This window comes from Flavihumibacter sp. UBA7668 (assembly GCF_002483205.1).
GTDB lineage: Bacteria > Bacteroidota > Bacteroidia > Chitinophagales > Chitinophagaceae > Flavihumibacter.
This window is the reverse complement of the sequence record NZ_DLHM01000001.1, coordinates 27,312-53,074: the sequence shown is the minus strand read 5'-3', so window position 1 is coordinate 53,074 and position 25,763 is coordinate 27,312. Positions and strand designations below refer to the sequence as shown.

General features: G+C 42.5%; 20 protein-coding genes. 15 read left to right on the top strand and 5 right to left on the bottom strand.

Annotation, left to right across the window (positions count from 1 at the left end; all coding sequences use genetic code 11):
- The first annotated feature begins 187 nt into the window (after positions 1 to 187).
- The 7 genes from B2746_RS00235 to B2746_RS00205 all read left to right on the top strand — a co-directional run bounded on the left by B2746_RS00235 (position 188) and on the right by B2746_RS00205 (position 12,077).
- On the top strand, positions 188 to 3,178 hold the full coding sequence (locus B2746_RS00235) for a SusC/RagA family TonB-linked outer membrane protein (protein WP_290789522.1): 2,991 nt from the start codon (positions 188 to 190) through the stop codon (positions 3,176 to 3,178).
- A gap of 22 nt (positions 3,179 to 3,200) precedes the next feature.
- Entirely contained in the window at positions 3,201 to 4,736 is a 1,536-nt protein-coding gene (locus B2746_RS00230; protein ID WP_290789519.1) for a RagB/SusD family nutrient uptake outer membrane protein, read from the top strand.
- Between the two features lie 61 nt (positions 4,737 to 4,797).
- Positions 4,798 to 6,744, top strand: coding sequence for a family 43 glycosylhydrolase (locus tag B2746_RS00225; RefSeq protein ID WP_290789515.1), 1,947 nt, complete (start codon positions 4,798 to 4,800; stop codon positions 6,742 to 6,744).
- A gap of 4 nt (positions 6,745 to 6,748) precedes the next feature.
- The gene (locus B2746_RS00220) at positions 6,749 to 7,813 is read left to right on the top strand and encodes a cellulase family glycosylhydrolase (protein ID WP_290789512.1); all 1,065 of its coding nucleotides are present in this window, start codon (positions 6,749 to 6,751) and stop codon (positions 7,811 to 7,813) included.
- A gap of 39 nt (positions 7,814 to 7,852) precedes the next feature.
- The gene (locus tag B2746_RS00215) at positions 7,853 to 8,902 is read left to right on the top strand and encodes a hypothetical protein (RefSeq protein WP_290789509.1); all 1,050 of its coding nucleotides are present in this window, start codon (positions 7,853 to 7,855) and stop codon (positions 8,900 to 8,902) included.
- A 41-nt stretch (positions 8,903 to 8,943) separates the two neighbouring features.
- A complete protein-coding gene (locus B2746_RS00210) occupies positions 8,944 to 10,794 on the top strand; it encodes a glycoside hydrolase family 2 protein (RefSeq protein WP_290789507.1) in 1,851 nt (616 codons plus the stop codon).
- A 104-nt stretch (positions 10,795 to 10,898) separates the two neighbouring features.
- Complete coding sequence (locus B2746_RS00205; protein ID WP_290789504.1) at positions 10,899 to 12,077, top strand: sialidase family protein; 1,179 nt, start codon at positions 10,899 to 10,901, stop codon at positions 12,075 to 12,077.
- 19 nt (positions 12,078 to 12,096) lie between these two features.
- Here the strand turns inward: B2746_RS00205 and B2746_RS00200 are convergent, their stop codons facing one another.
- Positions 12,097 to 12,861: a superoxide dismutase gene (locus tag B2746_RS00200; RefSeq protein ID WP_290789501.1), complete on the bottom strand. Its 765-nt coding sequence runs from the start codon at positions 12,859 to 12,861 to the stop codon at positions 12,097 to 12,099.
- Positions 12,862 to 12,878: 17 nt separating this feature from the next.
- Positions 12,879 to 14,327 carry an LptF/LptG family permease gene (locus tag B2746_RS00195; RefSeq protein ID WP_290789498.1) on the bottom strand — a complete coding sequence of 483 codons (1,449 nt, stop codon included), beginning with the start codon at positions 14,325 to 14,327 and terminating at the stop codon, positions 12,879 to 12,881.
- A gap of 36 nt (positions 14,328 to 14,363) precedes the next feature.
- On the opposite strand from B2746_RS00195, the gene B2746_RS00190 reads away from it, so the two are divergent.
- On the top strand, positions 14,364 to 14,960 hold the full coding sequence (locus B2746_RS00190) for a hypothetical protein (RefSeq protein WP_290789495.1): 597 nt from the start codon (positions 14,364 to 14,366) through the stop codon (positions 14,958 to 14,960).
- Here B2746_RS00190 and B2746_RS00185 read toward each other — a convergent pair.
- A complete protein-coding gene (locus B2746_RS00185) occupies positions 14,957 to 15,337 on the bottom strand; it encodes an START-like domain-containing protein (RefSeq protein ID WP_290709983.1) in 381 nt (126 codons plus the stop codon). The two genes, B2746_RS00190 and B2746_RS00185, sit on opposite strands and share 4 nt — an antisense overlap.
- A 311-nt stretch (positions 15,338 to 15,648) precedes the next feature.
- Between B2746_RS00185 and B2746_RS00180 the strand changes: the two genes are divergently transcribed.
- From B2746_RS00180 to rimM, 4 genes are all read left to right on the top strand, one after another.
- Complete coding sequence (locus B2746_RS00180; protein WP_349680596.1) at positions 15,649 to 16,524, top strand: RNA polymerase sigma factor RpoD/SigA; 876 nt, start codon at positions 15,649 to 15,651, stop codon at positions 16,522 to 16,524.
- Between the two features lie 82 nt (positions 16,525 to 16,606).
- Positions 16,607 to 17,935, top strand: a complete 1,329-nt coding sequence (ffh, locus tag B2746_RS00175) for a signal recognition particle protein (RefSeq protein ID WP_290789492.1) — start codon at positions 16,607 to 16,609, stop codon at positions 17,933 to 17,935.
- Positions 17,936 to 18,051: 116 nt separating this feature from the next.
- Positions 18,052 to 18,495 (top strand): 30S ribosomal protein S16, encoded by a 444-nt coding sequence (rpsP, locus tag B2746_RS00170; protein WP_290789489.1) that lies wholly within the window; start codon positions 18,052 to 18,054, stop codon positions 18,493 to 18,495.
- A gap of 86 nt (positions 18,496 to 18,581) precedes the next feature.
- Complete coding sequence (gene rimM / locus B2746_RS00165; RefSeq protein ID WP_290789487.1) at positions 18,582 to 19,094, top strand: ribosome maturation factor RimM; 513 nt, start codon at positions 18,582 to 18,584, stop codon at positions 19,092 to 19,094.
- Here rimM and B2746_RS00160 read toward each other — a convergent pair.
- Complete coding sequence (locus B2746_RS00160; RefSeq protein WP_290789484.1) at positions 19,091 to 19,666, bottom strand: DinB family protein; 576 nt, start codon at positions 19,664 to 19,666, stop codon at positions 19,091 to 19,093. The genes rimM and B2746_RS00160 overlap by 4 nt on opposite strands.
- Before the next feature lie 83 nt (positions 19,667 to 19,749).
- Positions 19,750 to 20,346, bottom strand: coding sequence for a Crp/Fnr family transcriptional regulator (locus B2746_RS00155; RefSeq protein ID WP_290789481.1), 597 nt, complete (start codon positions 20,344 to 20,346; stop codon positions 19,750 to 19,752).
- Positions 20,347 to 20,444: 98 nt separating this feature from the next.
- On the opposite strand from B2746_RS00155, the gene B2746_RS00150 reads away from it, so the two are divergent.
- From B2746_RS00150 to B2746_RS00140, 3 genes are read left to right on the top strand one after another with little or no spacing between them, the layout of a single operon-like run.
- Complete coding sequence (locus B2746_RS00150) at positions 20,445 to 20,987, top strand: RNA polymerase sigma factor (RefSeq protein WP_290789478.1); 543 nt, start codon at positions 20,445 to 20,447, stop codon at positions 20,985 to 20,987.
- Between the two features lie 47 nt (positions 20,988 to 21,034).
- Positions 21,035 to 22,444: a FecR family protein gene (locus tag B2746_RS00145; RefSeq protein ID WP_290789475.1), complete on the top strand. Its 1,410-nt coding sequence runs from the start codon at positions 21,035 to 21,037 to the stop codon at positions 22,442 to 22,444.
- A gap of 43 nt (positions 22,445 to 22,487) precedes the next feature.
- Positions 22,488 to 25,760: a SusC/RagA family TonB-linked outer membrane protein gene (locus B2746_RS00140; protein ID WP_290789473.1), complete on the top strand. Its 3,273-nt coding sequence runs from the start codon at positions 22,488 to 22,490 to the stop codon at positions 25,758 to 25,760.
- The last annotated feature ends 3 nt before the right edge of the window (positions 25,761 to 25,763 follow it).

The window sequence follows — 25,763 nt, the reverse complement described above, 5'->3', positions numbered from 1 at the left end:
ATTCTTTTCTGGCTTCGGAAGTTACAATTGTTTGCGTTATTCAGTTGGTATAATGATATTTTTTGTGGCAGAATTGATACGATATGAAACTATAAACCATTTAAAATAGTGTTGTTTTGTTTAGGAAGATTTTCCGCTTATTCTTCCCTACTTGCCAATTAAAGATTAATTAACCAAAATTAACAAGATGAAAATTCGATTGCTTCCCAAGGTTGCTGCACTTTGTGTGCTACTAATTACCTGTGTAGCTGTCTATGCTCAGAAGTCCATTCGGGGAAAAGTTCATTCCTCTGACGGCAAACCAGTTTCCGGTGCCAGTATTGTAGTAAAATCGACCGGCACAACAATCACAACTGATAATGATGGCGTATTTACCGCTCAATTGGCAGCCGGTGATGTACTTACTATTTCCCATGTAGGTTTTAAAAGTAAAGAAGTGGTAGTTGGCTCAGGTGATTTATTGGATATTGAGCTGCTTGCAGGTTCAGAAGAACTCCAGCAGGTTGTAGTTGTAGGATATGGTACCCAGCGTAAGAAAGATCTTACTGGTGCCATTTCAGTTGTAAATCCGGATGATTTGAAAAAACGCCAGGCTACTACAGTTGCAGAAGCCATGCAGGGACTTGCTTCCGGTGTTTATGTACGGGCATCCGGCCGGCCGGGATCTGAAGCCAATATTCAGATTCGTGGTATTAAAAACTTAAGCAATACTAATCCGCTCTATGTGATTGATGGATTGATTGCTACAGCCAATCGTGATTTCAATCCCAATGATATTGAATCCATCCAGATTTTGAAAGATGCCTCTGCCGCCGCAATTTACGGTTCTCGGGCTGCTAACGGTGTTATTATCATTACTACCAAAAGAGGGCGTCAGGGACCAATGAAAATGGAGATCAGCGCAAAGTCGAGTGCACAGATTATGCCAAGGTTTGATCTGGCAGGAAGGGATGAATTTGTAACGTTAAACAACATGGCCTATGATAATGCAGGTAAGCCGCATCAGCAACATGAACTGGATAATAATACCGACTGGCAGGATGAAACCTATCGGACCGGATTAATGCACGACATCAATGCCAGTTTTTCCGGTGGTGGTACGAATAGCAGTTATATGGTATCTGCCAACTATTTTGGAAACAAGGGTACAGTTATCAGTACAGATTTCAATCGCCTGAGCTTGCGTGTAAATTCACAGGGCTCCAAAGGTATATTCAGTATTGGTGAAAACATCGCTATCAGTAATGCAGAAGAAGACCTGATGTCCGGTAATCCGGTTGCTGATGTGGTACGCTTGCTGCCTACAATTCCGGTGCGGGATTCACGGAATCCGGGTGGTTATGGGTATGGACATGAAGCCAGAGCACGTACTTTTGGCACCAATCCTATCGCGATTGCCGACCTGGAAGATCGCACGCAGCAAAACCTGCGTATTCGCGGTAATATCTGGGCAGAGTTAAAATTCAGACCCTGGCTGAAATACCGGGCCAATGTAGGTATTGATGCTAGTAATGATCATTACAAATACCTGCGTAAAGAAGGGAACTGGACATTGAACCAGCCTTATGACCCATCCATTGCCAATGAAAACATGGCGCGTTCCATGTCCAAACAGATTGATAACACGCTAACATTTAATAAAGAATTTGGTCTGCATAAGGTAAATCTGGTAGTGGGACAAACCTACCAGAGTGATCGGTATGAACAAATCTGGGGTACCAAAAGAAACATGTTGCCCAATCCTTTGGGAGGAGGGTATTACAGTACGTTAGATCAGGGAAATGAGCCACAAACCGGTGGTTTTATAAATGAGTCTGTTATAATGTCTTATCTGGGAAGACTGGAATATAATTATGATGATCGCTATCTTTTCAATGCGGTATTACGAAGAGATGGAACAAGCCGCCTTGGCATGCAAAACAGATGGGGAAATTTCCCTTCAGTGTCCGCAGCGTGGAGAATCAGCCGCGAGCAGTTTTTTAATGTAAGCTGGATCAGTGATCTTAAATTAAGAGCCAGTTATGGAACACTGGGCAGTAGTAATATAGGTAACTGGGATTACCTGGCTGTTATCAATACCTTCAGTACCATTGCAATGGGTTCCAATCAGGCAATTCTGCCCGGAGCCACACAGGTTCGATTGGTAAATCAGGACTTGGGTTGGGAAAAACTGGTACAGAAGAATTTTGGATTCGATGCTGAATTGTTCAATAACAGACTTTCGGTTTCTGCAGAGTATTTTGACGCTACCACCAGTGATGTACTTACCACCATGCCGATTGCACTTACTACAGGTAATGATGGAGGTAATCCGGTTGTAAATGCAGCAACTATACGCAATAGAGGTTTTGAATTTTCTGCCACTTATAAAGAACAAAGAGAAAATTTCGGCTACAATGTCGGCCTTAATCTCACAACACTTAAAAATGAAGTGAAGGAATTAGGTTATGGCAGGAACAATATTTACGTTGGAAATACAGTAACTGAAATTGGTCAGCCGCTGGGTATGTTTTTCGTACTGGAAACAGATGGAATATTTCAGAATCAGGCGGAAATTACCAGTTATGTAAACAAAGACGGTGTTATAATTCAGCCGAATGCCCAACCGGGTGATATCCGTTTCAAGGATAATAACGGAGATGGACAAATCACTAATTCTGATAAAGCAGTTGTTGCCAATCCCTGGCCGAAATATGAAGTGGGGCTGAATTTAGGGGCCAATTGGAAAAGTTTTGAATTCACAATGAATTGGTTCGGTTCTTTCGGGTCTACCGTATATAACGGTTATAGAAGCCTGGTTGATCGTTTTGATGATAACTCCAACTATCGGTCAGGTGTAAAACCCTGGACGCCCGATAATCCCAATACATCTTTCCCAAGAGCTTTGTATGCTTCCACGCTGAACTCAAGAGGAGATACGGATCGCTGGCTGGAATCAGGTAATTTCTTTCGTATGAAATATGTTGGAATCAGCTACAATCTGCCCTCCAGCCTGCTGGGTAAGATTGGATTCAATTCTGCACAGATTTCTGTCTCTGGTCAGAACCTGATCACGATTACCAAATTCACCGGCCTGGATCCTGAATTTAATAATGCAAGTATTTATGAAAGAGGTGTAGCGGGCTTCCAATATCCCAATGTTAAAATGGTTTCCCTCGGTCTTGCTGTAGGATTCTAACCTTAACCAACAATTGAATGTCATGAAAAAAATACTCAATATATCATTTGTCTGTTCAGCACTTATACTACTCGCTGCTTCCTGCAGTAAAACTGAACTCGATGTGAAAAATCCAAATACACTTACAGAAGACGTATTCTGGAAAACTGAATCAGATGCTCAGAAAGGGTTGAATGCAGCCTATGCCATGTTTTACAAACCGGGACTTTGGTCGCGCTGGATTTATTTCCGCCTCGACCTTACCTCCGATGAAGGATTCAGTAACAGTCCCTGGATTGAACTGGCCGACTGGACTCGTTTTCAATATATCAATTACAATTTTTGGGAAGGGAATAATATCACCTGGCGCGATACCTATAAAGCCGTATTTCGCCTGAATCAGATTCTCGCAAATGTGGGTGAAATTCCTTTTGCTGATCCTGCTGTAAAAGAACGGCTCATTGCAGAAGCAAAATTCCTGCGTGGATTACACTATTATTATGCAGGTTTAATGTGGGAAAATATTCCATTGGTATTGGAGCCTTCCAAGCCCGATGATCTCCCTTTGCAAAATACACTTGCTGAAGTGTGGGCGCAGGTTGAAAAAGACTGGAAAGAAGCAGTGCCCGCATTGTCTGTAAGTTATGGTGCTGCGGATGTTGGACGTCCAACAAAAGGTGCAGTTCAAGGTTATCTGGCTCGCTTATATATGCAACAACGTAAATGGACAGAAGCTAAAACTGCGCTCGATTATTTCTTCACCGGAGAAGGGCAGGGGCAGTATGCCTTAATGGCGAACTACAAAGACAATTTCACACATCTCCTGGAGAATAATACGGAGTCCGTATTTGAGATTCAATTCTCTGATGTGAATAAGGGAGGGGATGGTGATGGTGTAAACCAAACCATGAGTACCAATCGTCCTCAATTCTTTGCACCAAGGGGTATTGGCTGGTCAGATGGACAGGCAAGATACTGGGTAGTGAATGAATTTAAAAAAGAGGCAACTGCTGCCGGTGGTATTGATCCCAGATTGCGGTATACCTTATTCTATCCGGCATTGGAAGCCGATTTCGGAGATAAAATTTATGGCCGTAGCTGGGAATGGGGCGCACAGGAAGCCTGGTACAGAAAATATTCCCGCGATTATTTTCGTAACAACGAAGATTATTTTGCACAAAATAATTTCAGAATGTTGCGCTATGCAGATATCCTGCTTATGTATGCTGAAGTGCTGAATGAACTGGGACAAACCGGGGATGCCTATCAATATGTTGATATGGTAAGGGAAAGAGTTGGAATGCATCCATTGGCAACAGCATTTCCAGCCATTGGTACGGATAAGGATTTGTTCAGGAATCGATTGAAAGTGGAACGTGTGCTGGAGCTCTGCGGCGAAAGCGTTCGCTGGGCTGATCTAAAGCGCTGGGGTGATCTTGAAACTCAGGCAGGCGTTGATCTGATCAAACAACGTGATCCGGATTTCAATAATTTCCAGGTTGGTAAACATATCCGCCTCCCTCTTCCTCAGATTGAAGTAGAGAACAATACCAATCTTACGCAGAATCCAATGTATTAATTATCCAAAGCAGGCTGGCATTCAGCCAGTCTGCTTTTTTTCTTACCTCAACTCGAATAGTTTGCAATTACATCGTATTCTTATACTTGTCCTCTGTTTTTGGTCCTGTTCCAAAAAAACAAGTGCGCAAAAAGAAATTACTGTTGCTGATCCTACCATTTTTCTGCATAAAGGCACTTATTACCTCTATGGTACTAGCCCGGAAAGTGGTCAGGGATTTCTGGTCTATACTTCCAAAGATTTGATGAACTGGTCAAATCCGGTTGGTGCAACAAGTGGTATGGCATTGAGTAAAGAGCATACATTCGGGACAAGCGGTTTTTGGGCGCCGCAGGTTTTTCATTACAGAGATAAGTTTTATATGGCCTATACAGCAAATGAACAATTGGCAATTGCTGTTAGTGATAACCCTTTGGGACCATTTCGTCAGTCAGAAAAAAAACAACTTTCCGGTGAGGGAAAACAAATTGATCCTTTTCTCTTTCAGGATGAAGATGGAACCTGGTATATGTACTATGTTCGACTTAATAATGGTAACCGGATTTATGTGGTTAAAATGAAACCCGATTTAAGTGATATTGAACCCGGTACTGCAAAAGAAATTCTGGCTGCAGAAAAACTATGGGAAAATACCTGGAATGCCAATTGGCCGGTTGCAGAAGGGCCAACTGTAATCAAACGGTCCGGGAAATATTATTTGATGTACTCCACCAATGATTTCCGTAATCCGGATTATGCTGTTGGATATGCAGTTAGTGATCACCCCGAAGGGCCTTTTGTAAAATCAGATGATTCACCTATTATCAGCCGGAAATTACTAGGTGTAAGCGGACCTGGTCACGGTGATTTATTTACTACTTCAGACGGGAAGTTTAAATATGTTTTACACACTCATTTTGACCGAACGACCGTGGCGCCAAGACTGGGAGCAATTATTGATATTAGATTTGAGCCGGGAGAGAAAAATGAAAAAATTGTTGTTGATCCCACCAGCTTCCGGTACCTCAAAGCTGCAATTGCGCAAACATTTCGAAATCCAATACTGCCATCAGGGGCGGATCCATACAGTTATTGGAAAGATGGGTATTATTATTACACACATACACTGGTTGACCGCATTTCATTGTGGAAAACAACAACCCTTTCTGCATTAGCAGGGGCAAAAGAAGTAACAGTGTTTCGGCCTCCTTCTGTTGCTTCCTATGCAAAAGATATCTGGGCTCCGGAAATTCATAATATCCATAATAGGTGGTATATCTATTTTTCGGCCGCGGATAATAAAGGACGTAATAACCGAATCTATGTGTTGGAAAACAAAAGGAAGGACCCAACACGCGGAAAATGGAAAATGAAGGGGAAAATAGCAGCAAGCTCAGATTATTGGGCAATTGATGGCAATGTATTTGAATATCAGGGTAAACGATATATGGTTTGGTCTGGCTGGGAAAATGCAAAAAGCCGTCACCAGAACATTTATATCGCAGCCATGAAAAATCCCTGGACAATTTCAGGAGACAGAGTATGTATCTCGAAGCCGGAATTGGAATGGGAAAGGCACGGCAAGCGGAACGAACCAACCGATACGGCCACTGTATTTGTTAATGAAGGCCCACAGGCACTTTTAAGAAATGAGCAGTTGTTTGTTATCTACTCCGCCAGTGGATGCTGGACAGATAATTATGCGTTAGGCATGCTAAGTTTGAAAGGTTCAATGAATCCACTGGATGCCAGCGCCTGGGAAAAATCACTAAAACCTGTTTTTTCAGGCTCTGCAGAGGCGGGTATATTTTCACCCGGACATAATTCTTTCTTTAAATCACCGGATGGTCAGCAGGATTGGATTCTCTATCATGCAAATGATCGTCCGGGTATGGGCTGCGCTCAGTATCGATCACCCCGGTCTCAGCGATTCAGATGGAAGGCAGATGGCTCTCCTGATTTCGGAAAACCGATACCGCTAAAAAATCCACTGGTGGTGCCCTCTGCCTATTCAATACAAAACAATTGAACATATGCGTACAATAAAATCTATATTGTTTTTACTGCTGTGCCTGCTGGCTGTGTCTGGTTCTGCGCAGGTTATTTCTGGAAAATGGAGTGCTGAAAAAGCAAGCACCTGGTATAAAAAGCAGGGTTGGTTGGTGGGGGCAAATTTTCAGCCTTCCACTGCTATCAATCAGCTTGAAATGTTTCAGGCTGCAAGTTTTGATACGGCTACTATAAATCGGGAATTAAATTGGGCAAGAGGTTTAGGCATGAATGTAATGAGAGTATATCTCCATCATTTGTTATGGGTGCAGGATAAGGAAGGTTTTAAGAAAAGACTGAACACCTATCTGGAAATATCCAACCGAAATGGAATTAAAACCATGTTTGTTTTTTTTGATGATTGCTGGAATGACACTGCCTGGCTCGGTTCGCAACCTGCCCCTAAGCCTGGAATTCATAATTCAGGTTGGGTCCGTGATCCGGGAACAATGATTCATCGTTATCCTGATACTGCGGCTACCCTTGAATCCTATGTAAAAGACATTCTGCGAACTTTTAAAAATGATAATCGGATCCTTCTTTGGGATCTATACAATGAACCTGGAAATAATGGGCAACATGATAAAAGCCTGCCATTGTTGAAGAAAGTTTTTACCTGGGCCAGAGAAATTAATCCCTCTCAACCGGTTTCAGCAGGTGTATGGAATAATAATAACCCCTTTCAATCGCTCAATAAGTTTCAATTGGAGAATTCTGATATTATTACTTATCATAATTACAATTATGTAGAACATCATCAGAATGCAATTGATACATTAAGGGCCTATAACAGACCGTTGATCTGTACCGAATATATGGCTCGCAGAAACGGAAGCTTGTTTCAGGTGATTCTGCCCGTTTTAAAGAAAGAAAATATTGGGGCAATTAACTGGGGTTTTGTAAGTGGAAAAACCAATACCATTTTTGCCTGGGATACTCCTATAAAAGAGGGAACTGAACCCCTCTTATGGTTTCATGATATTTTCAGAAAAGACGGTACCCCTTTTAGTAAAACTGAAGTTGAAACAATACGGAATTTAACTCGATAGTTCATTTGATTTAAAATAGCATCAATTAAAGCACGATTTATGTTTTTGCCATATAATATATTGCAACGGATTTCTTTTTTTTTACTTGCATTGGTTACATATTTTGTTCAGCCGGTGCTGGCACAACAACCCAATCCACCCGGACAGGTAATAGATTCCTCAAAAGCGGTCAATCAGGCTTATCTGTTTGCCCATATGACTCATGCTGATTATGGAAAATTATATTACTCAGTAAGTACGGATGGGTTGCATTGGTATTCGCTCAATCAGGGTAAACGGGTGTTTGAAGAATACAGAGGGCATCCGGACATTTGTAAAGGCCATGATGGCCGCTATTATATTGCAGGAAACCAGAGTGATGCTTCTCCTGATATCAATATCTGGGTTTCTACTGATTTGATTGATTGGAAAAAACACAGCACCTATACACCGGATCTGAAAAGCACACCGGATTATTCAAACGCATTGCAACGGATTGGTGCACCCAAATTATTTTATGATACGGATTCACAACAATACCTCATGACCTGGCATACGCCGCATAAAGAAGGAACCAAAGAAGATCCGGAAAGATATTGGGCCAGTCAGCGTACATTATATGTGTTGTCGAAAGACTTGTTAAGCTTTCCGAAACAACCACAGCGCCTATTTGACTGGGATATGGGCACCATTGATGTGTTTATCCGTAAGATTGATGGGCAATATTTTGCAGTAATAAAAGATGAAACCTATCCAACTTTGTACTGGCCAACGGGGAAAACAATTCGAATTTCGAAAGCGCCATCCTTATTGGGACCGTATTCAGAGCCGGGTGAATCCATCAGTCCAAATTTCAGGGAAGCGCCGATGCTGATCAAATCACCGGATGATATAATATTTTATTTGTACTATGAACAATATCCTGGTGTATCTTATGGCCTCTCAATTGCAGATCATCTGCAAAGTCCCTGGTATCAGGCTTCCGGTTATACCTTTCACCACGATTGGGATAAATATAGTTTGCCTGCAAAAGTCCGTCATGGATGTATGATAACAATTAGTCGTGCAGAATACAATAAATTAGTAGATCGTTTTGGGATAACCAAATGAATATAGAAATGGATATACTTGAATCACTATAATTATTTGAAATGAATCTAAAATCAGTAACAGGGATGATTGGATGCCTGGCTTTTTCATGCATGGTTCAGGCGCAACAGGAGTGGAGTCCGGTAAATGGAAAAATTCAATCTGAATGGGTAGAAAAAGTGAATCCTTCCAGTGTTTTACCAGAATATCCCAGACCTCATCTGGTACGTTCCGAATGGGTAAACCTGAACGGCTTATGGAATTATACCATCCAACCGCTGGTTAATACAACGCAGCCTGCTCAGTTTGATGGATCTATTCTTGTTCCATTCGCAGTGGAGTCTGCTCTTTCCGGTGTGCAGAAAACAGTGGGTAAGGACAGTGTGCTCTGGTATCAGCGCAATTTTACAATTCCAGCGAAGGCTAAATCAAAGAAAGTCTTGTTGCATTTTGGCGCAGTAGACTGGCAGTGTGATGTATTTGTTAATGATCAGTTGGTTGGAACACATAAAGGCGGATTTGATCCATTCAGTTTTGATATCAGTTCCGCACTTCGTAAAAAAGGCGCACAAAAACTAGTTGTAAAAGTGTGGGATCCTTCTGATGAAGGTCCTCAGCCCAGAGGGAAACAGGTGGTAAAACCTCATGGAATCTGGTATACTCCGGTAACCGGAATCTGGCAAACGGTTTGGTTGGAAGCAGTGCCTTCTACCTACATAGCATCTACAAGACAAACTCCTGATATTGATCAGAAAACAGTAACTGTAGCAACGCAGGTGGAAAATACGCAGCCTGGTGATAAAGTGCTGGTTGTTGTAAAAAAAGGAACAGAAATAGTAGCTCAAAAAGATGTGGAGCCTGGTCAGCCGGCGGTTTTGTCAATTGAAAATTCACAATTATGGTCACCTGAAAATCCATTTCTCTACGATTTGAAAATTTCAATTGTACGAAATAAAAAAACAATTGATGAAGTAGGCTCCTATTTTGCCATGCGGAAAATTTCCATGAAAAAAGATGCCAATGGAATTCAACGCATGTTACTCAATAATGAGTTTGTATTTCAGTATGGCCCTCTGGATCAGGGCTGGTGGCCTGATGGCTTATATACAGCTCCAACAGATGAAGCATTGAAATTTGATATCGTCAAAACACGTGAAATGGGATTTAATATGATCCGTAAACACGTAAAAGTTGAGCCGGCCCGCTGGTATTATTATTGTGATCAGTTAGGTATGCTGGTATGGCAGGATATGCCAAGTGGTGATATGGGAAACCGTTGGGAAATGCGCCCTGGTATTTATGGAAAAGCAACTGACAAAAACAGAACACCGGAATCAGAAGCTATTTTTAGAACAGAATGGAAAGAAATTATGACAGATTTCTACAATTTCCCTTCTATTGTTGTCTGGGTGCCATTTAATGAAGCATGGGGGCAGTTTAAAACTGCTGAAATTGTTAAATGGACGATGAAAGAAGATCCTTCCCGTCTGGTAAATACCGCCAGTGGTGGAAATTTTGAGCCGGTTGGAGATATCATTGATTTGCATAATTATCCCGAGCCACTCATGCCGGATCCGGCTTTGTTTGGTGCTGATCGGATTCTGGTGTTGGGTGAATTTGGAGGATTGGGGCTTCCAGTTGAAAATCATACCTGGCAGGAAAAAAACAACTGGGGTTATCAAAGTTTTAAAAATAAGGAAGACCTATATAATCGTTACGCGGAATTTATTTCAGTGATGCCTCATCTTATCGAAAAAGGATTATCTGCAGCTGTATATACGCAAACTACCGATGTGGAAGTTGAAACAAATGGATTGATGACTTATGATAGAAAAATAATCAAATTCTCCCCCGATGCGTTGAAAAAACTGCACCAGCAATTGTATAATAAATCATTGGTGAAATTTAAATAACTACATTAATTTTTTTGCGGTTTCGGACAAAAGTCCGAAACCGTCACCCCCACTTATATCCTGCGGTGGTGCAGTACACCGTTTTGCCCAATAATCAGCCTTTTATGAATTGCATAACCAACATTTTACTAGTAGGAGGGATTTGCTTTCTCTCTAATTGCAGTCCAAATCATGAAGAAAAAGAACCGGGTCAGGAAGAAATCAAAACTGCTCATATAAACTGGGATACCGGTTTTAAAATCGTATCAGATCTGAACGATGATAATTATCATGGTTATGCACGTATGATCCATTTGAAAGATGGCCGCTTAATGCTTACTTATTTCGATTCCGGTGATACTATAAATGGAGGAATAATTTCACGATATAGTGCAGACGAAGGCAAAACCTGGTCAGACCCGGAAGTGATACATCACAATACGCAAAATCATGAATTCAATAACCCTGAAATAATGGAATTGAAGGATGGCACATTGATGGTATTAACCAACCTGCGTCCAAAAAATCCTGGGGGGGCTTATAATTTTGAAATTGGTTTAATTACCAAACCGGCAGGAGGATCCTGGTCAACTGTAGCGATCCTTTATCGTGCGGATAATGAGTTTCATAATGGATGCTGGGAGCCTAAAATGATAGAATTGCCGGATGGGAATCTGGAAATTTATTTTGCCAATGAAAACAATTTCCGAAACAACGATGATCAGGAAATCAGCAAGCTTTATTCAATTGATAAGGGGCTTACCTGGACAGGGCCTGTTCGGTTTTGTTACTCGGCGGGTGCCAGAGACGGAATGCCGGTGTCAATCGTGATGAACGAAATTCAGCCCAAGGTGTTGACTGCTATTGAAGATAATTCCAAAGGGGGGAGATTTACGATTTCAATACTTGAAAGTCCCGCTGTTGCTGGTTCCGTCGCTTCTGTGCGGCTTCATGGTGTTGTACCGGATGAAATGGCTGATAAGTCCATTTATTGCGGGGCTCCTTATCTGGCAGCCCTGCCAAATGGCGGCTTGTTATTAACCGGTCAAACCGATTACCAGCGAATCAAACAGAACGATCCATTACATATTTCAGTACCATTTATTGCAATTAGTGAACCCAACAGTTATAGTAAATTCAGATTGCTGGATGCCAATCCGTTCAGAATTTCCTCTCAACATGAGGGCCTGTGGAATAGTGTGGCCGTTGTTGGTGAAAAAGTTTACCTGCTTACCTCTTCCCAAACAGAAGGAGGCCGGTTCAAGGTATTGTTGAAAACCGGCCTCTTTAAAGATGCAGATTAAAGGGATGGATCCCTCTCCTTTATTTCATTGCTGTAGTAAAGCGGGTAGATACATAATCCCAGTTCACCAGATTCCACCAATTATCTACATAATCGGCTCTTTTGTTTTGATATTTCAGATAATACGCATGTTCCCATACATCAAGACCCAGTAAAGGAATACCCTGTGTACCTGCAACCGGCATCAGCGGATTATCCTGATTGGGTGTGGAGGTAACAATCAGTTGTTTGTCCTTCATAACAACCAGCCATGCCCAACCGCTTCCGAAACGGGTTTTCGCTGCTTCTGAAAAAACGGATTTGAAATTGGCAAAGGAATTGAATTTTCCTTCAATTGCGGTGAGTAAATCGCCAGTTGGTTTGTTATCAGTTCTGGTCGGACGCATGCTTTTCCAGAATAATTCATGGTTGTAATGACCACCTGCATTGTTGCGCATTTTCTCTGAATATTTCTTGATATTGAGCAAAACATCTTCTACAGGTTTGCCCCGATCAACTCCTTCAGCAATGGCGGCATCATTCATGTTTTTGGTATATGCAGCCGCATGTTTGGTATGATGAATTTCCATCGTCAATGCATCAATGGATGGCTCGAGTGCCCCAAAAGTATAAGGTAGAGCTGCCTGTTCAAAAGAAGTGCGGAATGGATTACTGCCAGCCCCCTGGGAAGTTTTGCAGGAACTTAATAATCCGGAACCTATGAAGGTACCGCCAATGCCCATTGCAATGGATGCTTTTGAGGTGGCAGATAAAAATTCTCGTCGTGATGTGGAAGTCTTTTTCATACCAAGTATATTTTTAATTAGTGCGGCTGGACAGGCGCGCTTTTTTTAAAAAACCGGTCGAAATATGGACGAAGCCGGCGAAATGTCCTATAATAAAATTCTTTATTGAAAAGTTGTGAATCGCGCATAGCCTTATAAGTTAGAAACACACCAATAGGGACCAATACAAAAGTTGCCAGCCATATTCCCCAAACAGGTTCCAATACTGCTTCCTTCACAAACTTCTTACCGAAATTATTCAACAGAAAAAATACTACAAAAAATACCACGGCAAATACAAGTGGTGTGCCGATTCCACCCTTACGAATGATCGATCCCAGGGGTGCTCCAATCAGAAAAAGTACAAAACAGGCAATGGACATGGAAAATTTCTCATGCCAGGCCATTTTATGAAAACGCAGACTTTTCATCCGGTTTTCATAATCAGATTTACTTATTTCCAGAGAACTTCTGGTAATTGATAATTGGGAAAGCACCCGGTCATTCATGGAGGTATGCATACTATCCGGAATAATGGCTCCCAGAGAATCTGCTTTTGCCAATTCAGGAGCCGGTGTATAGGCCGTATCCATCTGTTTATAGAACTGCACATATCCGCCAATTTCATCCGCTACTTTCTTTTTGAAAATGGTGTGGACTGTTCCAAGTGAATCTATTGCCTTGGTTAATTGCCGTACACTTAACATCTGGTAATTATCCTTGAATAAACTGTCGTCCGTTGGATTAAACTGAAGTGCACTCAAATCAAATACTTTTTTGAATTCCTTAAAGCCCAGTCGAATGTATTCAGTATTGGTATTTACCCTGCTTCCCCGCTCCGTATAACGCCAGCCATCTATCAGTTTGAATTCCAGAAAACGCTTATCATCGGAAACCCTCATAATGCCTTTATTGGCTATGATGATATTATCCTGAAGGTTATAATCTTTCTCGAAAATGATAATTTCCCTTAGCGTGGAGTCATCTTTTTCTTTTTTGCCAACCTTGATTGAATAACCCGGAATATTGGTATAAAAAGATCCTTCCCGCAGGTCAAATGCCGGTTTTTTATTGATGATATCGTATTTCAGGCGGTTTAATTTCAGGTTGGAAACAGGCAGGAGATAATTATTGAACATAAATGCGACCCCGCTTAAAAACAATGCCACTACCATGATGGGGCGCATGAAGCGCAGTAAAGGAATCCCGGCTGATTTAATGGCAACCAGTTCAAATGTTTCACCCAGGTTTCCAAAGGTCATAATAGAGGACAGCAATACAGCCAGGGGCAGAGCAAGAGGAACAACAGTTGCCGCAACATACAATATTGCTTCCCCTATTGTTATCAGATCCAGCCCTTTTCCAACAAAATCATCGATGTAAAGCCAGAAAAACTGAAGCACCAACACAAAGAGAGTGATAAAAAAAGTGGCAATAAAAGGCCCCACAAAAGCTTTTAGGATGAGTTTATCTAGTTTTTTTATCACGGTTCACCGGAAGATTTCTGACTACCTTTATTTTCTATGGACCGGGTAAAATTACAGCTTTCCGAAGAGGAAAAGGTATTGGTTGGTAATCCTTCAGTTATTTTAACGAAGAATCGGATTCTGGAGAAAGTAGACACCCTGCTGGGAATGCTGAGTGAACAGGAGGTGGCAAGAGCTGAATTGCTGCGAAATCGTCTGCCAAAGGAGTTTTTCCTGCACCCGCCAAAAATTTCCAAAGGCGATCAATACCGGCAAATGCCCTGGCTTATGCTTGATTTTCCCCGTTGTTTCCAATCCGGGCAAATACTGGCTATCCGACAGTTCTTCTGGTGGGGGCATCTGTTTTCCTCCAGTCTGCTTGTAAGCGGCCAACTAAAAGAGTTGATAACAGACAAAGATTGGATACAATTGCCTGGTTTATATATCTGCGTGCATGCATCGCCGTGGGAGCATCATTTTGAAGCGGATAATTTCAGGTTGGTTGCGTCTTTATCAGCAGCTGAATACCAGAGGATTTGTCAAAAGCAGTTCATTAAGCTGGCCTTCCTGCTCCCAATTTCTCATTGGGAGCAGGTGCCTGACTTTTATAACCAGTCGTTTTCGGCTTGGATGCAGTTGTTGGCTGGGACTTAATTTCCCAATCTGTGAAAAAGGTCTTTTACCTGGTAACCCCAGAGCTGACTTTGGTCTTTTATTTCCTTTTTCTCAGCAAAATCATTTATGACCAGAATTGTTTGGTTCGTTACTTCGGATTTCTCAATTCTGAATTCAAAAAATTCTTCTTTGGGGGCATGCAGCCAGTGAAAGCGGATAAAACTGTTCTCTTCACTTTCCAATACCTCGGCTTTATCAATGGAACCATTCCAGGAAAAACTGAATACCTGATCCCTTTCGTCCACTTTATCGGCAAACCATTCCTGCAATCCGGCCGGTGTGCTCAAAAATTCATATAAAATTGATGGCGAACACCTGACAGGATATTCTAGCGTATACATTTGTTTCTTACTCATCTCCAGTTCAAATCTGTCTTTAGGAATACAATCTCTGCAATGATAGAAAATTAAATGACACTGTAAAATAATCCTTCAAGTATTTTTTGTTAAAGGAAATAAGGTTCAAACTTCAACAAGGGACCCGTATAAACACTGGGATTCAACAATTTAAGGCTGGAATTTTTGGAAAACGCATACCTGAAAGCTAATTTGAGTCGTTCAAATAGTAGGCAACTCTAATAATTTAATACAAGAAAATTCTTATTTGTTCGTTTCCTATTTGCGCTAAACCTCTTAACCTCTAGAAAAAGAAACCTAAAACCACACCTATGAGTATGCGGCAATTAAAAATTTCCAAATCCATTACCAACCGGGAATCCCAAAGTTTGGAGAAATACCTGCAGGAGATTGGAAAAGTTGAACTCATTGGTCCTGAAGAAGAAGTCCGGCTGGCCCGGCTTATCAAACAGGGCGATCAGAGAGCGTTAGACCGGCTTACCCGGGCCAACCTGCGTTTCGTTGTTTCCGTATCGAAACAATACCAGAATCAGGGACTTTCCCTTCCTGATTTAATCAATGAAGGGAATCTGGGACTGATTAAAGCGGCCCAACGTTTTGATGAAACCCGCGGGTTCAAATTCATTTCCTATGCGGTTTGGTGGATTCGTCAGAGTATTTTGCAGGCTTTGGCCGAACAAAGCCGGATTGTACGCCTTCCCCTGAATAAAGTTGGATTAACCAACCGGATTCAGAAAGCATTTTCCCAACTGGAACAGGAATACGAGCGGGAACCTTCTGCTGAAGAAGTTGCCACCCTTCTGGAAATGGATACAGATGAAGTCTCTGCCAGTTTGAGTATGTCATCCCGTCACATCAGTATGGATACCCCACTTTCAGACGGGGAAGATAATACCATGATGGATGTGATGGAAAATCCCAATGCGGAGCGTACCGATAAGGCAATCGAACACGATGAAAGCCTGAAAATGGAGCTGGATCGCTCCATGCAGGTGCTGACCGAGCGGCAAAAAGAAGTAATCTGTTATTTCTTCGGCATAGGGGTGGATCATCCCATGAGCCTGGAAGATATTGGGGAAAAGTTTAATCTTACCCGGGAAAGGGTTCGTCAAATCAAAGACAAAGCCATTACAAAGCTAAAAACCAACTCGAGATCGCAACAGTTGCGCACTTACCTGGGCGCTTAATCAATTGCATCCAATATATTTGCATTCCGATTTAAGGTGAACGATTCGTTCACCTTAATTTTTGGGTGAAAATTGACCGACTATGTTTGAATCATTAAGCGAACGGCTCGAATCGGCCTTTAAACAGATCAAAGGGGAAGGACGCATAACCGAACTCAATGTGGCAGCCACGGTAAAAGATATTCGCCGTGCCCTCGTGGATGCCGATGTAAACTATAAAATCGCCAAAGAATTTACAGACAAGATCAAGGATAAAGCAATGGGCGAAAAAGTGCTGACTGCCGTTAGTCCGGGTCAGCTCATGGTGAAGATCGTAAAAGACGAACTCGCTGAACTGATGGGCGGAACCGAATCCGAATTCAACGCCAAAGGTAATCCGGCAGTTATATTGATTGCAGGTCTGCAAGGTTCAGGTAAGACTACTTTCAGCGGAAAACTGGCAAATTACCTCAAATCAAAGAAATTTTCTCCCCTGCTGGTAGCAGCTGATATCTATCGTCCGGCAGCCATTGATCAGTTGAAAGTACTGGGCGGACAGGTTGGTGTGGAAGTGTACAGTGAACCGGAAAATAAAGATGCAGTTTCCATTGCCCGTAATGCGGTTGCCCAGGCAAGAACCCTGAATAAAAATGTGGTAATCATCGATACGGCCGGCCGATTGGCTATTGATGAAGTGATGATGACCGAAGTGAGTAATGTCAAATCCGCCGTAAATCCGCAGGAAATCCTGTTTGTGGTCGATTCCATGACCGGTCAGGATGCCGTAAATACAGCCAAAACATTTAATGAACGCCTGGATTTCACCGGTGTTGTACTAACCAAACTTGATGGTGATACACGCGGTGGTGCGGCACTTTCCATCAAATACACGGTTAACAAGCCGATTAAATTCATCTCTTCCGGTGAAAAACTGGATACCCTGGATGTCTTTTATCCTGAGCGGATGGCGCAAAGGATCCTTGGAATGGGGGATATCACCACCCTCGTTGAGCGCGCCCAGGCCCAGTTTGATGAAGCAGAAGCCAAAAAGCTGGAGAAAAAAATCCGTAAGAACCAGTTTGATTTTGAAGACTTTAAGCAACAGCTGGAACAGATCAAAAAGATGGGAAATATCAAGGATCTGCTGGGTATGATCCCCGGGGTGGGCAAAGCCATCAAGGATATTGATATCAGCGATGATGCCTTTAAAGGCATTGAAGCCATGATTAACTCCATGACTCCCTTTGAACGCGCCAATCCGGATGTGATTGATGGAAGTCGCCGTAAACGCATCGCCAATGGAAGCGGAAAAGAACTCACGGAAGTGAATGCGTTCATGAAGCAATTCGAACAAATGAAAGATATGATGAAAATGATGAATAAGATGCCAATGGGTAGAATGCCGGGTATGGGAGGCCTCGGTCGACGTTAATCTTTTATAATTCCTTAATAATTATTAAGTTTGTTCATATTGATTGGATTGTTAATTTTGCAGTCCGTTATTTTTAGAAACCCTATTTGTTCACCGCATTTAAATGTCTATTTACGATGCCAGTTAAAATGAGATTGCAGCGTCACGGCTCCAAGAAAAGACCCTTCTACTTCATAGTAGTAGCGGACGCCCGTGCACCAAGAGATGGAAAATTCATCCAGAAAATCGGTACTTACAACCCCCTTACTGTTCCTGCTACCATTCAGTTGGACCGCCAGCGTGCACTGGATTGGCTGCACAAAGGTGCAGAACCAACGGATACCGTTCGCCGGATCCTGTCTTTCAAAGGAGTATTGTACCTGAAACACCTGCTGCGTGGAGTTAAACTGGGCTTGTTCGACGATGTTACAGCTATGCAGAAGTTTGAAGTATGGCATAAAGAGCATGAGGCTCAGTTGAAGAAGCGCAGTGATGAAAACCGCAGACAACGCCAGGTTCGTCGTTTCCCTAACCAGGGTGCACGTCGTCCACAGCCTCGTCAGGAAGGTGGTGCTGAATAATTGAATAATTCCAGCTCCAACATAATTAATCCCGGTAGCATTCGCGCTTCCGGGATTTTTTTTCACCATTCACCATTCAATTCTTCATGAAATACAATAGCATCGGTAAAATCGTCGCAGCCCACGGCATTTCGGGCGAATTAGTAGTAAAGCATGCGCTCGGTGCCAAAACCTCGCTGAAGGGGCTTGAAACCATCTTTATTGAAGAAAGAAGAGGGGAGTTGTTGCCGTATTTTATTGTAGGAGCCAAAGCCCGGAACGAACAGGAAATTTATCTGCAGCTGGAAGGAGTTCAATCCCGCGAAGCTGCACAAAAACTGGTGAGCCGCGAATGCTGGCTGCCGGAAGAAGATTTTCATCGGTATGCAGCACCTGAAGCAACGATTTCCTTCCTGGGTTACTCCATCTGGAATGGTGATGAAGACCTCGGTGAAATCCTTGAAATCATTGAACAACCCCATCAGGTACTCTGCCGAATCGATTATTTTGGAAAAGAAGCCCTGCTGCCCATCCATCAGGACAGCCTGCTCGAAGTGAATCCCGCCAAAAAAATGATCCGCGTCCAACTGCCCGACGGCCTCCTAGATATCTACCGCTAGGCGAGGGCTACCGGAAGTCGGCCAAGCAGGTTTTCTATCTGAACCCAATGGCGCTGATTGTGGGCGGTAATAAACATGAACACATCACCCAATTTTAAACGGATAAATGAAGCAATGCTTATCGGTACCCGAATAGAACTGAGATCTTTCTGACGCGCTTTATCAAGTAGCAGAATCAATCTTCGCTGCCATTGAAGAAATTCTTTTATAACCGTTGCTCTATCCAGCTCCGGTGAGGGTGAATGCCCCTTCATTGCTTTCATTTTGTTTTTTACCTGACCCTCTTTGGGTAACATGCTTTTGGTGAAATAACCACCCAGCCAGCCGGGTTGGAAATGTGCACCTGCCGGCAGTGTGGATTGGTCCATCGCCGCATCCAGTAAGGGAATATAATACCGATAATAAGTATTCAAATGCTCCAAAACCTGTAAGGTATTCCACCTGTTTGGCCCATCATTGGATTCCAATAGCTCAGTTGGTGTATGGGATGCAATGGATTCTACCTGATTCAACAAGAAAAGAGCCTCCTCTTTCAATGACTGCAGCAGCTCTGAAGCGATAAGTGCTTTCATATTTGAATGTTTTGACAAAACTACCAGACACCCTGAAACTGATTCTTGGTCTGGACCAAGATTTTAAGATGTGCACCCAATTTTCAGGAATCCAATCGCACAGTCCCCAGCAATTTACTGAAGGTTGTGGCATCTATGCCCAGATAGGAAGCCAGATATTTGTGCGGAACAAGATTCAGGATATGCGGACTTCTTTTCAGCAGGGTCCTGAATTTTTCTTCTGCTGTATACACCATTAATTCGATCTGACGCTCAAGAATTCCCTTGGTAGTAAATGCCAGTGCCTTATACATCAATTCAGCAATGGAGGGATGTTTTTTCCTGCATTGTTCAACCTGCTGAAAAGAAGCACGTAAAAAAACACTGCTGCTAAGGGTTTCAAGAAAATAGCGCGATGGTTGCTGCAACAAAAAGGAATCTATAATTCCGGAAAATGATCCAGGGTACGTAAATACAATGGTTGCTTCTTTTTGCTCATGAAGATGAAACCCGCGCTGAATGCCATCTACTACCCAATATAAATATCGCTCTACTTCACCTGCAGCAGTAACAACTTCCTTTCGTTTATAGGAAACCGGAACCCAGATCTGCTGAAAATCTTCCCATGCTTTTTCCTCCATCGCATGGATAGCGGAAAGCTGCTGATACATCTCATTTAAAACTACTATCTGTGATTTCATTATAACTGTTACGCGAATATTTATAATTTCTTAAAATTAAATCAATAAATTAGAACGCGTATCGGTCTAGGTTTGTACCATATTAAGATGCCATTGCAATGCTGACTTGTATAAAAGAGGGGGATCATCAGGCATTTACGGATGTCTATGATAAATGGAAGCGGAAAGTATACCACTATTGCCTGAAACGCACGCAGGATACGGAAGCCGCCAAAGATCTTACTCAACAGAGTTTCATAAAACTCTGGAAGTATCGCCGTCAATTGGACGAATCCATCAGCCTGGAAAGACAACTTTTCCAAAAAGTACGTCAGGTATACCTCGACTGGTTAAAAAAAGAAGCGCAACACCGAAAACATTTTGCCGATTCCCCGGATACCAAAGAAAATGTATCGGTATACCAGATGAATCCCGAATTAAAATCCACGCTATCAGCTGCTCTCAATCAATTGCCGGAAAAAAGAAAAAAAATTTTCGAGCTAAAACACATACATGGATACTCCTATAAAGAAATTGCGCAGGCACTAGGCATCTCTGTTAAAACGGTGGATAATCAGTTACTCAAAGCCATCCATGAATTAAGAAAATCACTCAGCAGCTCCCAATTTGTACTTATTTATATTTTATTTTTTTTCGAATAGGGAGTTTGTCCTCCAGCTGCGTACATACTTGTACTGATTAGATAGCATTGGATAAAAAAGCACTCATAAGAAAATTTCTGAACAACCAGTCAACTCCTGATGAAGCTGTATTGGTAACTGCTTTATTAAAGGAAAATCCGGAATTGCTGGAAGAATTGCTTCCTGAGGAAGAATGGAACGCAACAGATGATGAAGCTATTCCCTTCAGATTGGAAGAGGAGATGGACAGCAAGGTTCATCGGGCAACAACACCCTTCCGTTTACCGGCTTTCATTCGACCAATTTCCATTGCCGCATCTATTTTGGCCCTAATCACAACACTGTTTTTTTGGAATTCCAAACCGCCCGCGCCGCAGCAACTGGTTGCAGAAATAAAACCTGCTGTTGTTCCGGTTAAACTGTACGATACCATTCTAAACACTGGCCAGAAACAACTTTTCATAACGCTGGATGATGGTTCAACAGTCAAACTCTATGGGAACGCTGGTCTGATCGTTCCATCTTCAATGAAAAAAAGCAGGGAATTACAATTATTCGGTAAAGCACAATTTGAAGTGGCAAAAAATCCGGAGCTGCCTTTTGTGGTGAAATCAGGAGCAGTTAGTACTACGGCTCTTGGTACCGTGTTTATGGTGGATGCAACGAAAAAAGAATCTGCCATTCATATTGCACTTTACGAAGGGAAAGTGGTGGTGAAAGCACTTGATCCGGCACTCTCAATTGAGGATACTTATTTGTCACCCGGACAACAATGTGATATCGATATTCTTACAGAGATGGTAGCGGTTTCGGCCATTCCGAAACTTACTCAAATAATAAAACCGCAATCGGTTCTTCCAATTGCTGACGCACTATCCAACGAACAATCTCTTTCGTTTGTGAAAGTGCCGCTTGCCATTGTTTTTGATCGCCTTGAAAAACGGTTTTCCACCAGTATACAGGTAGACAGTTCACTGATCGATTCAAAACTGTTTACAGGGAGTTTCGAAGAAACTGATTCTCTGGAACTGATCCTGCATATTATTGGAACCATGAATAAACTGGCGATGGTAAAAAAAGACGGTTCCTATTTTATTGGAAATGAACCCAAGCTTTTTCATACAGAGGAATCATTCGACTTAATAGCCGGATTGGTCAGCATGGATGAAAGATCCATGAATCTTGCGCCAACACTTCCGTTTAGTGAATCAGTAAAAAAGTCTGCAGGAACAATTGAAAAAACAACAGGAGGCGATTTGTACCAAAAAATGGAACTGCCCAGCTTATTCGATCATCTTCAGAACAAACATAATATCCGAATTCTATACAACAGGGAACAAGTAGCCGACATCATATTCACCGGTGTGATCCCTGATGATAATTCCTATATCAACATGCTCCAGGTTATCTGCCGGATGAATAACCTGAAGCTGCATAAACTGAAACGTGGAAATTATTCAGTAGAGCCACAACAATAAAGGCTCAGAAAAAGAAAAAACATATATACCAAAGCATACGACTATGAACGTAGAACTACCTCGTCTCCGGGTGTTGGGGATGCTCTTTTTGCTCTTCCTGTTTTATCAGCAACCGATTTATGCACAAAGCAGGATACTTACCGGAACAGTGCTGGATGATAATGGAGCCGTTCTTTCCAATGTAACTGTAACTGCTATCAATACGGCAGATACCGCCCTCCAGTACTCAACAGTTACCGATGCAAATGGCATCTTTTCACTGCCACAACTCAAGGCAGGCGCATCTTATCATTTCCGTTTCAGTTATGTTGGGTTCACACAGTATAATGTGAACAATTTTCTGATTAAGGAAGGTGAAAATAATTCCATAATGGTTCGACTCCAGCCCGTACCAAAAGGGCTGGATGAAGTAGTGCTGGTGGGATACGGAACACAAAAGAAAATCAATCTGAGTGGTGCGGTACAACAGGTGGCAGGCGATGACCTGCGCGACCGGCCAGTTACCAATATGACCTCCATGCTGCAGGGTGTTGTTCCAAACCTGAACATCCGGGTAGGAAGCGGTACTCCGGGTCAGATGGGTACAATCAATATTCGGGGTGCCTCCTCTATCAGTGGAAGCAATCCCGTTGCTCAGGAGCCACTTGTGATCATTGACGGAGTGCCCGGTACATTGGATCGGTTGAATCCGGAAGAAGTGGAAAGTATCAGTGTATTGAAAGATGCATCCGTTGCAGCCATCTATGGTGCACGTGGCGCTTTTGGTGTAATCCTGGTAACCACCAAAACCGGAAAGGCTGGCAAAACACAGCTTCGATACAACAATAACTTTAATACCTCCACACCTACCGTCAGTACCGATTTTCTTACCAATGGTTACGACTGGATGCGAATTAACGATGCGGCTCTCGCACATGTGGGCGGTTACTCCGGTTATACAGAGCGCGATTATCAGGAACTCTATGCACGTCGGAACGATCGCACAGAAGATCCCTCCCGCCCCTGGGTTACTATCCAGAACAGGAATGGCAAGGATCAGTATGTGTATTACGGAAACTACGACTGGTGGGATATCATGTTCACCAAATGGCAGGCAGGACAAAATCATAACCTTTCACTCAGTGGAGGAAGCGAAACTATTTCCTACATGATCAATGGAAACCTGAAAACTAAAGACGGTATCATGCGCATGAATACGGATAAATACAATTCCAAAACATTGCGTACGAAAATCAGTGCAAAAATCAATCCATGGTTACGTATCTCAAACAATACCAATTTCTATACCAACCGATACGATTATCAGGGAAGGGAAGGAGGTGGTTCTGCCAATTTCACCCATGTAAACGTACATGCTTCACCCGCGTATGCCCCTTATAATCCTGATGGAACGGCTTCCTATAGAACTGGCTTAAACAACTACGATATCGGTGACGGAATTTTTGCGATGCTGATCAATGGAAATACACGTGGTGAAGACAGAAAATATGAAATTACCACCATCAACGAAGTGGCCATTCAACCATTGAAAGGATGGAATATTACAGGTAATTATAGTTATAACCTATATACGGACCCCAGTTTTTATCGCCAGACAGCTGCCACCTACTCTCTGTATCCCGGTGTAGAAGAAGTTGCTCCAAAATACAGCGTTGATATGTTGAAAGAAATGCAGCAGATGAATCATCGGCATGTCGTTAATATTTATTCCGATTACACCAAAACATTTAATCGAATACATCACCTGAAACTACTTGCCGGATACAATCAGGAATTACATATCGATAAACGGATCCGCGGAGAAAGAAATAACCTGAGCTCGGATGAACTGAACGACCTTAACCTGGGTACCGGCGATCAACGGGTATTTGGTGGTTCTTCCGAAATGGCACTTGTCGGAATTTTTTATCGGGTAAACTACGACTATAAAAGCAAGTATTTTTTTGAAACAAATGGTCGCTATGATGGATCATCCCGCTTTCCTAAAAACGATCGATGGGGCTTTTTCCCCTCCATGTCTGTTGCATGGCGCGTAAGTGAGGAGAATTTCTTTGAACCGCTTCGTGATATCGTAAGTGATTTCAAACTGCGTGGATCCATCGGTTCACTGGGCAACCAGCAAATAAGCAGCAGATACCCTTACATATCTTCTATGAACCCCGGTTTGGCCAATTATATTTTTGACGGACAAAGAGCAAATTATTACAGTCCGGCTAACCCCGTTTCAGCTTCCCTTACCTGGGAAACTGCTACTACTTACAACGGTGGTATCGATCTCTCCTTATTCAAAAACAGACTTAGTATCAGTTTCGATAAATATGTACGGATTACCGACAATATTCTGGCAGCTGGCGTAAAAATTCCAAACGTATACGGTGCAACACAGCCACTTGAAAATGTGGCTACACTTGAAACACGTGGATTTGAACTTGCCATTAATTATCGAAATAAGCTAATGCTTGGCTCAAAACCTTTATCCTATAGTTTCAATGTTGCATTAGGCGATAATAAATCCTTTGTGAAAAGAATCAACAATCCCACAGCGCTGACCTACAGTTTATATGAAGGAAAAGAGCTCGGTGAAATCTGGGGATACATTACAGACGGATTTTTCCAGACAGATGCGGAAGCAAAAGCCTACCCGGTTGATCAACGCTTCCTGAACCGCGTGCGGCTGGATAATAATATTCCGATTCGCGCAGGTGATCTTCGCTGGGTTGATCTGGATGGCAACAATGTAATCAGTGCCGGAGCCAATACCATTTATGATCCGGGCGATCAGCGTGTTATTGGGAACAGCACCCCGCGTTATACCTATGCCTTGGGTGGTAATGCAAGCTGGAATAATATTGATGTTAGTTTCCTATTCCAGGGACTTGGAAAAATGAACTGGTATCCAGGTAATAATGCAGATCGTTTCTGGGGACCTTATTCCCGTCCGTATTTTTCCTTTATCCCTGCTGATTTTGAGAAAGATATATACAGTGCGGATAATACCAATGCCTATTTCCCCAATCTGCTTGCTTATGTAGCATTAAACGCGAACAATGAATTGAGAGCAACCAACAATCGTTATCTGCAGGATCTTGCATATCTGAGATTGAAAAATGTAATCGTGGGTTATACCCTGCCGGCTACACTTACCCGTAGAGCTTCAATCAAAGGGTTGCGTGTATTTGTAAGTGGTGAAAACCTGGTAACATTTACCAAGCTTAGATCAAAGTACATCGATCCTGAACAGGCGATGGCCCAGATTGACGGACGTGTTTATCCGTTCAGCAAAACCCTCTCTTTCGGAATTGATATAACTCTTTGACCG

Coding starts and splice junctions, on each gene's coding strand:
- B2746_RS00140 (WP_290789473.1), top strand. CDS start 22,488: ATGAACGTAGAACTACCTCGTCTCCGGGTGTTGGGGATGCTCTTTTTG.
- rpsP (WP_290789489.1), top strand. CDS start 18,052: ATGCCAGTTAAAATGAGATTGCAGCGTCACGGCTCCAAGAAAAGACCC.
- ffh (WP_290789492.1), top strand. CDS start 16,607: ATGTTTGAATCATTAAGCGAACGGCTCGAATCGGCCTTTAAACAGATC.
- B2746_RS00185 (WP_290709983.1), bottom strand. CDS start 15,337: ATGAGTAAGAAACAAATGTATACGCTAGAATATCCTGTCAGGTGTTCG.
- B2746_RS00210 (WP_290789507.1), top strand. CDS start 8,944: ATGAATCTAAAATCAGTAACAGGGATGATTGGATGCCTGGCTTTTTCA.
- rimM (WP_290789487.1), top strand. CDS start 18,582: ATGAAATACAATAGCATCGGTAAAATCGTCGCAGCCCACGGCATTTCG.
- B2746_RS00150 (WP_290789478.1), top strand. CDS start 20,445: ATGCTGACTTGTATAAAAGAGGGGGATCATCAGGCATTTACGGATGTC.
- B2746_RS00230 (WP_290789519.1), top strand. CDS start 3,201: ATGAAAAAAATACTCAATATATCATTTGTCTGTTCAGCACTTATACTA.
- B2746_RS00180 (WP_349680596.1), top strand. CDS start 15,649: ATGAGTATGCGGCAATTAAAAATTTCCAAATCCATTACCAACCGGGAA.
- B2746_RS00220 (WP_290789512.1), top strand. CDS start 6,749: ATGCGTACAATAAAATCTATATTGTTTTTACTGCTGTGCCTGCTGGCT.
- B2746_RS00235 (WP_290789522.1), top strand. CDS start 188: ATGAAAATTCGATTGCTTCCCAAGGTTGCTGCACTTTGTGTGCTACTA.
- B2746_RS00205 (WP_290789504.1), top strand. CDS start 10,899: ATGAATTGCATAACCAACATTTTACTAGTAGGAGGGATTTGCTTTCTC.
- B2746_RS00200 (WP_290789501.1), bottom strand. CDS start 12,861: ATGAAAAAGACTTCCACATCACGACGAGAATTTTTATCTGCCACCTCA.
- B2746_RS00155 (WP_290789481.1), bottom strand. CDS start 20,346: ATGAAATCACAGATAGTAGTTTTAAATGAGATGTATCAGCAGCTTTCC.
- B2746_RS00190 (WP_290789495.1), top strand. CDS start 14,364: ATGGACCGGGTAAAATTACAGCTTTCCGAAGAGGAAAAGGTATTGGTT.
- B2746_RS00215 (WP_290789509.1), top strand. CDS start 7,853: ATGTTTTTGCCATATAATATATTGCAACGGATTTCTTTTTTTTTACTT.
- B2746_RS00160 (WP_290789484.1), bottom strand. CDS start 19,666: ATGAAAGCACTTATCGCTTCAGAGCTGCTGCAGTCATTGAAAGAGGAG.